Source organism: Flavobacterium glaciei, from assembly GCF_003350545.1.
GTDB classification, from domain to species: Bacteria; Bacteroidota; Bacteroidia; order Flavobacteriales; family Flavobacteriaceae; genus Flavobacterium; species Flavobacterium glaciei.
In genome coordinates this window covers 1-13,519 of record NZ_QQBA01000003.1, presented here as the reverse complement: position 1 = coordinate 13,519, position 13,519 = coordinate 1, and the positions used below count along the sequence as shown (strand labels likewise).

The window sequence follows — 13,519 nt, the reverse complement described above, 5'->3', positions numbered from 1 at the left end:
GTTTCTAAAACCTCGTAGGTATCATTTTTATTAGATTTATATACCTACAAGGTCAAAAAAAAACCTTGCAGGAAAACCAGTTTATCTCAAATTAATGAGATTCAAATAATTCTAAAATAATAATCGAATTCAGATAAAAAGTAATTAACTATAAAAGGCTGTCCAACTAGACAGCCTTTTATGATTTTATAAGAGTTTTAAAACTAATTTACTTTAATCAGTTTGACATCGAAAATAAGAACAGAACCTCCCGGAATTGGTCCGCTACCATTGCTTCCATACCCTAAATGAGAGGGGATTAAAAGAATTCCGTTTCCACCTTCTTTAAAATAAGGAATACCTTCTGTCCATCCTTTTATTACTTGGTTTAAACCAAAAGAAATTCCTGCAGCATTACTTTGATCAAAAACATTCCCATTCGTAAAATATCCTTTGTACGCCACTGTCACATTCGATGAAGCTGTTGGTTGAGCGCCAGTTCCCGCTTCATTAACCACATAATACAAACCTGAATCGGTTTTTGTGGCAGTCAATTTATTTTTTTCAATGTAATCCACGATTTCTTTTTCGTTTTGAACCGTGTAATCAACAGGTTTAGATGCTTCGTTATCCGATAAACAAGAAACAAATAATAAAGAAACAAATGCTAATAAAGTAGATTTCATAATTTAATTTAAAGGTTAAGACTGCAAATATAGCAATTCAAGTAGAACCTTTTATAAAATTATTTTTCCCCAAAAATTTGAACATCATCTACTTGAAAAGCGCCATCCAGAGCCAGATTTCTTCCAGAGCCCGTATACTTAAAAGCAATATTGATTTTACCCTTATATGAAGATAAATCTACGGCGCCACTTCCCACAAACTGATACCAAGGCGTGGCTTGTTTAGGTAAATTGACAACCAACGGTGTCCAATTTGCAGTAGCAAAATTTAACCCATCAAAATTAGTAGAAACATAAACTTCGAGAGAATTTAATGGCGAATCAACATCTAAATGATGCTGAGCACTTCTAAAAGTCAAGACTTCGTTTGTATGAGTATCCATGTCAATTTTTGGTGAAATCAACCAAGCAATATTTGAAACTACTTTGGTTCCACTAATGGCAAACTCTGCATACCCGTTTCCGGAATACACTCTGCCTTTCCAGAAAAGTGTTCCTTTTTGAACCATATTTGCCCAACCTGGAAGACTCAAATTCGACTTGTCGACCACTTTTTCAAAATCTTCTGAGAAAAAAGGAACTGATCTTGGTCCTGTCATCACTACATCTTTTTCGGAGCGGGGTAATAATTGGTAATCCGTTCCATATTTGGTCAAAATTCCTCTCACTTTTCCGCTTCCATTAGGGACAACTTTAGTAGCAAAATCAGAAAAACTACTCGTTCTAAAATAGACTTGATTCCCCAATTTATCCATCAATCCCCAATTCGTCGCACCGCCAACATTATTAGTTTCTTCAAAATAACGACGCCCTATTGCAGCAGCTGAAAATTGAACATCTGACAATTCGACCAATGTATTTAAATTAGAGTCATTTAATAGTTCCGACATAGTTAACGACCGAACAAGAACGTCTTCCTTTACGTTTGTACAAGACGCATTCAACACCTTTTTGTACTCATTTTGCGAAAGCCGCCCTACTCCGCCTTCATTATAGGAATTCACGAAAATACTCCCGATACGCATTCCACCGAATAAAATATCCGTGTATTGGTCTTTCAATTTTATGTATACTTTGTTACCCAACCTATAGTCAATATAAAGGTTTGTAGCATCCACAGGAACGCTAAATCCTGTGGCTGGCTTTGTGGCTGTTGCCAAAGTCTGAAAAGAAATCGACTTGAAAAAATTCCCCGATTCATCGCTGGAAACTACATAAGCCTCGATGATATCATCGTATTTGTATTGCGTCACAATAGCATTAGCAGTAGCATGAACTTCGCTGACTGATTTATTTGTAATCAAATCCGGTTGGGTACAAACTAGTTTTGGAGGCAAAACCTCATCCGTAACACAACTACCAAATAAAATTGTCAATAACACTAATGAAAACGATTTGTAAAATGTTGATTTCATATACTTTAATTTATAGATTGATATAAAGGTTCACAAAATACGTTCTGCCGTATCCGTAAAAATATTTTGGTCCAAAAGAAGGAGTGCCGCTGGAAACATCTTGATTTATTTTTCTAAAATTAGCTTTCCGGGCTTGTTCGTAACCACCCGTTTTATAGGTAACATCAAGCACATTGTTGATGCTGGCAAAAACTCCAACATTCTTTCCATAAATGCGCCATGATTTTCCACCTACAAGATTGAGCAACATAGTTGGATCAAATTTTTCTTGTTTAATTAGAATGGCTGCCCGCTCCTCAGTTGCCTCAGGAAAATTGAAACCGCTTGCTGGATTTTTATAAAATATTTCGGTTCTTGAAATGGGTGAAATATCAATGTAACTATTTGTGAGGTAATTTACATTGGCGCTAATCCACCAAAATTTAGGATCTCGATACTCAATTCCTACAGAATACGCACGTTGTGGCATTCCCGCTTGCTTGTAATTTTTGAGAGAAGCTGTTCCAAAATCAAAAACCGGACTGCTATTTTCTGGAGTTGCTTCGGCATCGTTTGTCAATGTCACATGGGGATTACTGTCAAAAGTATATTCGCCAAAAGCGGCTGAAAAAGTAGTTTTAAATGTTTGCGTCAATTGGTATTCTAAACTAAATTCAGCGCCCATATTCTTCTTATTCAATTTTGTTAATGTTTGGCTCACAAAAGCATCGGTGTTTAAATAACCCGCGCCATCATCAAAAATTCCTTCGGCATAAAAGAAAGAAATTTGAGTCGCATTTCTAATTAAAGAATAATAGGCAGTTAGTCGGGCCTTCAATTGTGGAGACCTATACACATAACTCGCATCTAAACTGCTGATGTTCTCACTTTCGATTCCGTTTACAATTGCATTATTCAATCGGGAATTCGCAAACGTATTTTTTAAAGAGGGTGCTTTGGTCAAATGTGCCGCATTAAAAGTCACCAATTGTTTTCCAGATATTTTCAAATTGAATCCGGCTTTGAAGCCAAAGTTTTCAAACGCAACTTTTTCACTTTTACCAAAGGAATTGGTTTCATAAATCCCATTTTTGTATAAACCTTCCCTTTGATAAGTAGCGCTTGAAAAATTTTGTGCCAGATAAAAATCTACTTTATTATAGCTGAATTTGAATTGGGTAAAAGCTTCTAAAGTATTAGCAAAAAAATTATAGTTGTAGCCATACGTATCGCCAACAACTACTTGACGGTCTGGATTGTTGAGGTCAGATTGCGATTGATTCCCGCTGTAAAAAGCATCGATATCTTCAAAATAAGAACCGCCAAGCAAGTCCAATAACTTTTGTGAATTATGCGATTTTAGTTTTTTGAAAGATGCTCCGGCATTCATAAAAATATTTTCTGATAATTGCGCACTCAAATTTGTTGTAGCCACCGCCGTTTCATCTTCTACTTGATCTTCATACAAAACGTACTTGCTTTTTGTGGGTTCGTAGCCCGTAATTGTTCCATTAGCATCTAGAACTGGATTTTGATTGGCTTGGTACAAAGCCGTCCAATCGATTTGAGAATTTGCTAAAAATCTCTCTTTACTTTTTTCCGCGTTTTCATAATCTGGAGTAAATGCTCCTGAAAACTCTCCGTTATCCGGCGCATAAAGTGAACTGTAAAAACTGGGCATTTTTCTGTAATATGTTGGGTCTGGACTATTGGCATTTTGATAATCGATGTTGCTGTTGGCAATTTTTCCAAATTGATACATCACACTCGAATTCAAATTGGTTTTATCATTGATTTTAAAATAATGATTCAGCATCATCGTAGGTTCTTCAATCGTTTTTATGCGGGCATTCCTCTTTTTACCATCTTGAAAACCCCAATACGAATTGTATTTTACGTTTGTCAGCTGCGTAACTTCGGCAGTGTTTGGAGAATTTTTGGCTCTGGAATTCGGAGTATAAAGCGCGGTTAGATTCAAGGAATGTTTCTCACTTAATTTTTTTTCGAGGCTTATAAAAAAGGAATTCGCATCATAGTTAGTCCCTTCAAAATAACCTTCTTGTGCCCAGCGTTTTCCTGCCGAAACTACAAAAGCCCAACCGCGGGAATTCATACCAGAGGCATGTGTTGCCATCGTGCGCCAACTGTAATTGGTATTGGTTGATGAAAATGAGATTCGGGAACCAGGTCTGTAAATGGAAGCCCGCGTATTGATTTCCTGTGTTCCTAAAATCCCACCAAACGTGTAATCTGAAGGAGCAGTTCCTAATGTAAATTCCTGATTGCGGAGCGCATCATTCAATCCGCCCCACTCACCCCATTGTGGTCTTCCGTCATACATTTTGTTCATGGAAACGCCATTGATCATCATTGTGGAATGTTCGCTGTCTAATCCCCGAACTCTAAAACGAGCTTGTCCCCAGTTGAAGGCAGCGGCTTGCAAGAAAGCATCCCGGGAGGATTGCAGGAGTCCGGAAGTACTTTCGGAATTGCTATTGTCCTCGCCAAAATCGCTTTCGATTAGTGTAATAATACTATTTTGTTGTTCTGTGGTTTGGTCTTCTTCTAAAGTTATGGTTCCTAAATCCAGCATTTGTCCTTCGGTAATTTCGACTGGATACAAGCCATCTTTGAAACCCTGACTGTGTACCAAAAACAAAATGTTTCCTGTGGGAACGGCATCAAAACTGAAATTTCCATCCTCTTTAGTGAGTTGCATCAAGGTCGTATTTTGAATACTGACGACAACAAAACCTAATGGATTTTGGGTTTTAGAATCCACGACTTTTCCTAAAAATCCTGTTTTGTTTTGTGCTGTAATACAACCTAGTTGAATGATAAAAAAGAAAACAAAGTAAAATTTATTCATAGATACAACGGATGATGGTTTATATTTTTTGAAACTGGACATCCAATAAGAAGTTCAACCGTTACAATAAAATGTAACGGTTGAACTAAATAAAAGGCAAACGTTATCCTAAATGGAATAACATTAAATAATTAAAAGTGAATTTTGGAAAAGTGGTATTTAACCTAATTAAAATACAGCTGAAAAAGTGGTATTTGAGATTCAGCATTAAATGGAATTTCTGCTTGAAAGAATTATAATGTTAAATATATTAAAAAAATAGTAGCAGATAAATTTTTGATGAAAATATTTTTAATGAATCCGTTTTGGGGAAAGTTCTTAGAAAATCAGAACGATTTCAGTAGCCCCGATGGCAGCAAGTATCCCACGCTTTTGGGCGTGGATACTGCGAACAGCGGGAGAAAATGTTTTTATGGAAACAAAATGTAGTGCTCCTAAAATATATAATTATTCGATTGCTTTGATTCGGGACACCATAAGGGCGATTAGAATCCCAAAAACGCCGATAAATGCGAATGAAAATCTAAGGCTTGACAGCTCCGCTATGTATCCGATGATGGGCGGCCCCATAAGAAAACCCAGAAAACTGACGCTGGAAACGGTCGTTAAGGCTACGCTGGGCGATACATTTGGGGTTTTTCCGGCCACACTATACACTGTGGGAACGATGGTGGAAACTCCTAAACCAACGAACATAAACGCGATGGTTGCGGGAATGACAAACGGGAAGAATACGGCTGTAAAAAGCCCTGCTGATATCATGATACCGCTGATTTGCAAGACGGTTTTTCGACCAAATTTACGAATCAGACCGTCACCTAAGAAACGTCCGCCAGCCATCATAATCATAAAAGAAGTGTATCCCAAAATCACTAATGGTCCAGGTGCTTTGATAACATCTTTGAAATAAACACCGCTCCAGTCAAACATGACGCCTTCGCTTGCCATGCAACAAAACCCGATTATTCCCAACCAAATCAAAGCGCTATCCGGTTTTGAGAACATTTTTTTCTTTTCGGTTTGTATAGTTTCTTTGGCTTTTATTAAAAATTTATAATTGAAAGCCACCATCAAAAATACGATTACAGCCACTATAAGAAAGTGAATGTATGGTGTAAGCTCAAAAGCTAGCATTCCAAGTCCTACTAATGCTCCCATGAATCCGGCAAAACTCCACATCCCGTGAAAGGAAGACATGATGGTTTTTTTGAAAAGCACTTCAGTATATACACCTTGTGTGTTTACAGCGATATTAGATAGGTTTCCAAAGATTCCAAACACGAATAATCCCAATGACAACTGCCAAGCCTGACTGGCCAAGCCTAAATTCGTCATGCTAAAAACATAAAATAAAAGGGCGAATATCAAAATCCTGTGACTGCCAAAACGGGTGACTAATTTTCCAGAAAAAGGCATTATCACTAATTGTCCCAATGGCAAAGCGAATAAAATACTTCCTAAATCACCTTCGCTGAGGTGTAAAGCAGTTTTAATATCAGGGATTCGGCTGGCCCAAGTGGCAAAACACAATCCCATCCCAAAGTAGAACATAGAAACTGCCCAACGAATACGGTTTAAATAAGAAACCTTGGCTTCTGTATATGTTTTCTTAAGTTTGGCTTTCGTTTTTGACCTTCCTAAAAAGTTTAAATCTATCAAAGTGATTTATTTTAGCATTTAAGGTGTCAAAATTACAAAAAGCAATCATTTGTTGTGTCAAAACAACACATTTGAGGAGAAATACAACGTTATTGTTTATAAAAAGTGATTACCGCAAATTCGCGAATTTTTAAAAAATATAGAAATTGGCGAATTTGCGGTATATTTTATAGGTCAATTGCTTTTTTCTGGGCACTGCTTTGTATAGCCGCTTCAATAATTTGCATTACATGAACACCTTCTTGTGCCGTCACAGGCTCAGTTGAGTCATTAATAATCGATTGATGTACACCATCAAAAAATTCATAATAATTCCCTTGAAGTGTTGGGATAATTTCACGGACAATTTCTCCACTAATTTCAGTGTGTAAAAGCCCTTTTTTATCTAAAGATTCCGTTCCCCAAGTATCCAAATTTGGTTTATTTCCTAGTTTTAATTCGTCTTCCTGCACATCGCCACGCGGTTTTAGGAACGAGCCTTTCTTACCATGAATAACAAAGGCTGGAATCGCTTCTCGAACAAAAAATCCTGCTTTGAGGCGGACACGGAAATTGGAATAATACAGTAAAATATCAATGTAATCATCTACCAAAGAATGTTCCCGTGTGATACGAATATCCGCAAAAACCGCTTGCGGCAAACCAAACAAGCATAAAGCCTGGTCTATCAAATGAGGTCCTAAATCCTTCAGAATTCCAGCGCCAGAATTAGCCGTTTCTTTGTGTTGTTTTGGACTCAAAATAGGATTGTAGCGGTCGAAATGGAATTCGGCTTCCACAATGTCACCTACTACTTTATCTGAAATTATTTTCTGGACGGTTTTAAAATCGCTGTCCCATCTTCTGTTTTGGAAAACAGCCAGTTTCAATCCTTTTTCTTTGGCGATAGCAGCTAATTCCTGTGCTTGGGCAACCGTTGTGGTAAAAGCTTTTTCGACAATGGCATGCTTTCCGGCAAGAAGTACTTGTTTTGCGTATTCATAATGCGTTTCCACCGGCGTATTTACGATAACTAAATCTACATCATCTTGCAATAACTCTTCTATCGTGGCGTAACTTTTTACCGTAGGAAAATCTTGGTGGATTAATTTTTTTGTTCGTTCCCAAGAACCAAGAAGTTCAAATCCCGGATGAAATGTGATGAACGGAGCATGAAATACTTTTCCAGACATTCCGAAGGAAAGCAAAGCTGTTTTTATTTTTTGCATGGTATTATTTTTCAAATTATTGGCGTGTGTTTTTTAAACATATAAGCCACATAAGTTTTTAAAAATTTAATAAGTAGTGAAGTTTTTGTCATTTATTTTCTTTCAAAAATAGAGAATCATATTTTTTTTTAAACATATAAGTCATGTAAGTTTTAAAAAATTAAACAAGTAGTCAACTTTTTGTCTTTTCTTTTTTTTCAAAATGGAGACTGAAACCTATTTATTTAACATATAAGGCATATAAGTTCATATAAGAATTGGAATATTTTTATATAGTTGTTTTATAATTTTTAAAAGTAAAACTTACATGACTTATATGTTTCAAAATCAAAATCTTACTTTTTAGCTCTTTCGTATTGTTTTGGCCATTCGATATCTGCTTGTAAATCATGGGCAAATGTCAATCCAAGATTCGGATTCCTAAGGGATTCTCTAGCAATTAACACTAAATCCGCCTTTCCTGAAGCTACTATTTCCTCAGCTTGAGTGGCATCAGTAATTAAACCTACAGCTCCTGTCAGGATTCCAGTTTCATTTTTTATGCTTTCCGCAAAAGGAACTTGATAATTTGGACCCAACGGAATTTGTTGATGCGACACTAATCCTCCCGAAGAAACATCAATTAAATCCACTCCTTTTTCTTTTAATATTTTCGAAAGTTGTACAGATTCTTCAGTATTCCATCCGCCTTCTGCCCAATCTGTAGCCGAAATTCTAACGAATAAAGGCAAGTTTTCAGGCCATTCAGATTGAACAGCATCCACAACTTCGAGTGTTAAACGGATTCGGCTTTCGAAAGTTCCGCCATAAGCATCGGTTCTAAAATTAGATAATGGCGAAAGAAACTGATGCAACAAATACCCATGTGCGGCATGAATTTCCATTACTTGAAAACCGGCTTGAACAGCTCTTTTTGTGGCTGCTTTAAAGTCGGAAATTACTTTTTGAATTCCTGCTTCGTCTAATGCGACTGGAGCGTTTTCAGTATGATGGTACGCAACTGCACTTGGTGCCACGGTGTCCCAGCCGCCTTGTGTAGCGTCTAGTTTTCGACCTCCGTTCCATGGTGATGCGGCACTCGCTTTTCTTCCGGCATGCGCCAATTGGATTCCGGGAACCGATTTCTGACTGATGATGAATTGATTAATCTGTTGCATTTTTTCGATTTGCTCGTCTTTCCAAAGTCCTAAATCCTCTGGTGAAATTCGGCCTTCGGGAGAAACTGAAGTCGCCTCCTGAATGATTAATCCTGCTCCACCGCTGGCGCGACTTCCCAGATGTACGAGATGCCAGTCATTGGCAAAGCCGTCTTGGGCTGAATATTGGCACATTGGTGAAATGGCTATTCTATTTTTGAGCGTGATGCTTTTTATTGTTAGAGGAGAAAATAACTTTGAAGACATATCTTTATTTTAAAAGTGAAAGAAACAAGAAATACTCATTTCAAAAAAGTAAAGTTAAGATTCACAACTCAAACTGAGAATTCAATTTACATTAATTAACAAACATTTAAAATGGTATGGAACAATTATTGTAAAATATACAAATAGAAAACCTTACTTTTGTGAGTTAAAAATTAAATTAATAAGAGGATTAGATTGCTTCATTCCTCGCAATGACAAATAAATGGACATAGTTATCAAGCTTTCTCAATTTTTATTGAGCTTATCATTACTGATTATACTTCACGAATTAGGACATTTTATTCCTGCTAAATTGTTTAAAACCAGAGTCGAAAAATTCTACTTATTTTTTGATGTTAAATATTCCCTTATCAAAAAGAAAATTGGCGAAACTGAATACGGTATCGGTTGGTTGCCTTTAGGTGGTTATGTAAAAATTTCCGGAATGATTGACGAAAGTATGGACAAGGAACAAATGGCACTTCCTCCGCAGCCATGGGAATTCCGCTCTAAACCGGCTTGGCAACGTTTGATTATTATGTTGGGTGGTGTTACCGTAAATTTTATTTTGGCTTTCATCATATATATAGGAATGGCATTTGCGTATGGCGAAACTTATATTGCTAATGAAGATTTGAAGGACGGATTATTAGTAGAAAACAAAACCATGCAAAATGTTGGTTTCAGAACTGGAGACCAAATCGTATCGGTAGATGGTGAAAAAATCGTCAAATTTGACAATGACTTGACTATGAAAGTTATCATGGCAAAAGAGGTACTAATTGTACGAAATGGAACGGAACAAGCAATTAAAATGCCGAATGATTTTGTAGACCAATTGTCGAAACAAGAAAAAAGTATGTTGCTAGATATCAGAAGACCTTTTGTAATAGGAGCTGTTTCTGATGAATCTAAAAATACTTTGTTACAACCAAAGGATATTGTTGTTGCGCTTGACGGCCAACCAACAAAATATTTTGACCAAGCAAAAACTGTTCTGGAGAACAACAAAAACAAATCGATTACTGCTACTGTTTTAAGAGATCAAAAAGAAGTTCAAGTTCCTGTTGTTATTTCTAAAGATGGGAAACTTGGCGTTCAACCCGGAGGTTTAGGCATGGAATCATTAGAAAAATTAGGTTACTATAAAATCAGTAAACAAGAATTTAGCTTATTGGAATCTATCCCGGTAGGAATTACTAAAGGAAAAGACCAATTAGTAGGATACGGAAAACAATTAAAAATGATTTTCAGTCCAAGTACTGGTGCTTACAAACAAGTAGGTGGTTTTAAGGCAATATTTGATATTTTCCCTAAAACTTGGAGCTGGGAAGTTTTCTGGAACATCACCGCTTTGCTATCAATTATGCTTGGTGTAATGAACTTATTGCCTATTCCTGCACTAGATGGTGGTCACGTAATGTTTTTATTATATGAAATCATTAGTGGTAAAAAACCAAGTGATAAATTCCTAGAGAATGCTCAAATGGTTGGTTTCGTATTACTTATAACACTGCTACTATTTGCTAATGGAAATGACATTTACAAGGCAATTGTAGGGAAGTAAAAAAAAATAAAAAAAGTTTGATTTTTATTTGCAAAAACCAAATGATAGCCTATCTTTGCACCGCTTTACAACTGAAACGCATATCATAATAAAGCAAACAAAAACGTTCATTCACACCAGAATAAAAATATACAGTTTCCTTCTTAGCTCAGTTGGTTAGAGCATCTGACTGTTAATCAGAGGGTCCTTGGTTCGAGCCCAAGAGAGGGAGCTTTTTAAAAGACTTTACAGCAATGTAAGGTCTTTTTTGTTTTAAAGCGGTAGTGAAATCAGTACTTAACGATGTTTTATTATAAAATGGAAATTTTGTCATTTGACATGTTTGACATGTTTTTTGATAAAAAAAGGTACCCATTGCGGTACCCATCTAAAATCTCGAGGTACCCATTTTAAAATTCCGAATTGTTATGCCAATTGTTTAACTCAAAATCAATTGGAAACATGAAGCAAATAAACTACAATTCTAATTACGACTCTTGCCAAAAAGCCAACTCTTTTTTTTTGAAGAATCCTATCCTGCCTTTGCTACAATTTTGCTCTAATAGTACATTAATTGTATATCTTTGAATTTCGATCACATGACCTATTATTTACAAATAGGTTCGGGAATAGATAAAGACACTTAATACTGTTTTGAACTTGCGGATTTTAATGTCTTTCCTTTCGAATATACATCCAACACCTTTTGTTAATAGTTGCTTCGATTAAGCAAATAGTGTAAAAACGAACTAAACCTGACCTAAAAAACCCAATACATAATCCTAAAAATTAGCTTTAATGAAGAAAATTCTTTTCCTCTCCCTGTTTTTTATACTGGCTTGTAAGCCTACTCAAAAAACCGTTATTCCGGCATGGACACCTTATGACGAAACCGAAGAACTAGCAAAAAACGCTACCAACGCATCCCCAAGAATGCAATACAAATTGATCCAGTCAAAAATTCTGGATAAAAATGCGATGTTGAAAAACATAGCACAACAGCTAGGTACTTTTTCCGAAAGCGAGTATCAAAGACTAAAACCCTTAATATTAGAACAAGACATTCCTACCATTCAAGCTCATATTCAATCGTGCAACCTCAACTACGAGAAATTGACAAAATGGTATTTGTACCGTATTGCTAAATTTGAAAATGACAAAGACAAAATGCTCAACGCGATTGTTGCCGTTAACCCTGAGGCCGTTAATGAAGCGCGAAAGAGAGATAATAACAAATCTAAATACGACCACGCTATTTACGGTATGCCAATACTTATAAAAGACAACACCAACGTGGAGGGAATGCCTACCACCGCAGGAACGCACTTGCTGCGCAACAATACCGCTACCGATGCCTTCATCATTACCCAAATAAAAGACAAAGGCGCTATCATTTTAGGAAAAACAAACCTCAGCGAATGGGCTAATTATCTTTTCTTGATAGGCCCTAATGGCTATAGCGCGGTAGGAGGACAAACACTTAATCCCTATGGACGCAAAATATTTGATACTGGAGGTTCAAGCTCAGGAAGCGGAGCCGCAATAGCCGCTAATTATGCAGCAGCAGCAGTGGGTACCGAAACTTCAGGCTCCATAATTTCTCCGTCTTGGCAACATGCACTTATTGGTCTAAAACCAACTACGGGTTTATTGAGTCGTACAGGTATCGTTCCAATCTCAAGTACCTTAGATACGCCTGGACCCATGACAAAAAACATTACTGATAATGGCATCCTTCTCTCAGCTATGAGCGGACAAGACAAGAATGATCCCGCCACCAAAAATAGTCCACAAAACATACAATACCTCGATCATCTAAAAACGGGTACACTAAAAGGATTGCGTTTTGGCGCCATTACAACCTTTTTAGCAGATTCCATTTATAAGCAAAGTATCAATACCATCATTAAATTGGGTGGTACAGTCGTTGAATATGAACCTGAACCAATGAGTTTTGACGGTTTTGGAACCATACTTACTGCCGACATGAAAGTCGACCTCCCTAATTATTTGAATACCTATGCTTCAAATGAAGTCACTAGTCGGTCTATTGCTGAAATTGTAGCCTACAACAATAGTGATGCAGCATTAAAAATTCCTTACGGTCAAGGCCGTTTTGATGGTATGTTATCCGACAAAACCACTGACGCAGAATTATTGCAAATAATAGCCAAAGTCAGAAAAGCAGGTGTCCAATTTTTTGAAACACCAATGGTAAAATACCAACTCGACGCCATCCTATCCATAAACAATAACAACTCTGGCCATGCCGCTGCGGCCAACTATCCTTGCCTTACGATCCCTATGGGGTATAAAGCAACAGGAGAACCCTGGGGACTTACCTTCATAGCAAGACCCTATCAAGAAGATGCCCTTTTAAAAATGGGATTTGCCTTTGAAAAAGCAACCAAAACCAGAAAATTACCTAACGACTATAAATAGTTTTAAAAAATTAAAATTAAAAATACACGCATCTATTAAATCACTTTTAAGTTGGTTACAACTTTAATTTAAAGTAAGAAAATGCAAAGCAAAATTGATATTAAAAACCTAATACAGAAACCTGAAATTTCAATGAAATTACTTTAAAACATATAAAAAGTTAATCATCGAATAAATGAACCGCACAAATCTCAATAGCTATCGGTAGAACCTTTTTAAAAAAGACTTTGCAGTGATGGAGGGCACTGAAAAACTTCGCTTATTTTGATTAGAGTCGTTTTTTAGACAATAAAGAAACGCTTATAACAGGATTTTAAACATCCGTTATAAGCG

The 13,519-nt window shown here is 36.6% G+C and carries 8 protein-coding genes and 1 tRNA gene; 3 read left to right on the top strand and 6 right to left on the bottom strand.

Annotated features, from left to right (window positions below):
• Positions 1-203 precede the first annotated feature (203 nt).
• The 6 genes from DFR66_RS03515 to DFR66_RS03490 all read right to left on the bottom strand — a co-directional run bounded on the left by DFR66_RS03515 (position 204) and on the right by DFR66_RS03490 (position 9,198).
• Positions 204-665 carry an FKBP-type peptidyl-prolyl cis-trans isomerase gene (locus DFR66_RS03515; RefSeq protein ID WP_114753471.1) on the bottom strand — a complete coding sequence of 154 codons (462 nt, stop codon included), beginning with the start codon at positions 663-665 and terminating at the stop codon, positions 204-206.
• 59 nt (positions 666-724) lie between these two features.
• Positions 725-2,080, bottom strand: a complete 1,356-nt coding sequence (locus DFR66_RS03510; RefSeq protein WP_114753470.1) for a DUF5689 domain-containing protein — start codon at positions 2,078-2,080, stop codon at positions 725-727.
• Between the two features lie 10 nt (positions 2,081-2,090).
• Positions 2,091-4,928, bottom strand: a complete 2,838-nt coding sequence (locus tag DFR66_RS03505; RefSeq protein ID WP_114753697.1) for a TonB-dependent receptor — start codon at positions 4,926-4,928, stop codon at positions 2,091-2,093.
• 447 nt (positions 4,929-5,375) lie between these two features.
• Positions 5,376-6,587 (bottom strand): MFS transporter, encoded by a 1,212-nt coding sequence (locus tag DFR66_RS03500; protein WP_114753469.1) that lies wholly within the window; start codon positions 6,585-6,587, stop codon positions 5,376-5,378.
• 167 nt (positions 6,588-6,754) lie between these two features.
• Positions 6,755-7,795: a Gfo/Idh/MocA family oxidoreductase gene (locus DFR66_RS03495; protein WP_114753468.1), complete on the bottom strand. Its 1,041-nt coding sequence runs from the start codon at positions 7,793-7,795 to the stop codon at positions 6,755-6,757.
• 335 nt (positions 7,796-8,130) lie between these two features.
• A complete protein-coding gene (locus DFR66_RS03490) occupies positions 8,131-9,198 on the bottom strand; it encodes an NADH:flavin oxidoreductase/NADH oxidase (protein ID WP_114753467.1) in 1,068 nt (355 codons plus the stop codon).
• Between the two features lie 223 nt (positions 9,199-9,421).
• Here DFR66_RS03490 and rseP point away from each other — a divergent pair, with 223 nt between their 5' ends.
• The 3 genes from rseP to DFR66_RS03475 all read left to right on the top strand — a co-directional run bounded on the left by rseP (position 9,422) and on the right by DFR66_RS03475 (position 13,186).
• On the top strand, positions 9,422-10,765 hold the full coding sequence (rseP, locus tag DFR66_RS03485; RefSeq protein ID WP_114753466.1) for an RIP metalloprotease RseP: 1,344 nt from the start codon (positions 9,422-9,424) through the stop codon (positions 10,763-10,765).
• 137 nt (positions 10,766-10,902) lie between these two features.
• Positions 10,903-10,976: transfer RNA gene (locus tag DFR66_RS03480), tRNA-Asn, on the top strand.
• A 566-nt stretch (positions 10,977-11,542) separates the two neighbouring features.
• A complete protein-coding gene (locus tag DFR66_RS03475; RefSeq protein WP_114753465.1) occupies positions 11,543-13,186 on the top strand; it encodes an amidase family protein in 1,644 nt (547 codons plus the stop codon).
• The last annotated feature ends 333 nt before the right edge of the window (positions 13,187-13,519 follow it).

Bases quoted from the DNA above. Each gene is read 5' to 3' on its own strand.
- DFR66_RS03515 (WP_114753471.1), bottom strand. From the start codon at position 665: ATGAAATCTACTTTATTAGCATTTGTTTCTTTATTATTTGTTTCTTGT.
- DFR66_RS03510 (WP_114753470.1), bottom strand. From the start codon at position 2,080: ATGAAATCAACATTTTACAAATCGTTTTCATTAGTGTTATTGACAATT.
- DFR66_RS03505 (WP_114753697.1), bottom strand. From the start codon at position 4,928: ATGAATAAATTTTACTTTGTTTTCTTTTTTATCATTCAACTAGGTTGT.
- DFR66_RS03495 (WP_114753468.1), bottom strand. From the start codon at position 7,795: ATGCAAAAAATAAAAACAGCTTTGCTTTCCTTCGGAATGTCTGGAAAA.
- DFR66_RS03490 (WP_114753467.1), bottom strand. From the start codon at position 9,198: ATGTCTTCAAAGTTATTTTCTCCTCTAACAATAAAAAGCATCACGCTC.
- rseP (WP_114753466.1), top strand. From the start codon at position 9,422: ATGGACATAGTTATCAAGCTTTCTCAATTTTTATTGAGCTTATCATTA.
- DFR66_RS03475 (WP_114753465.1), top strand. From the start codon at position 11,543: ATGAAGAAAATTCTTTTCCTCTCCCTGTTTTTTATACTGGCTTGTAAG.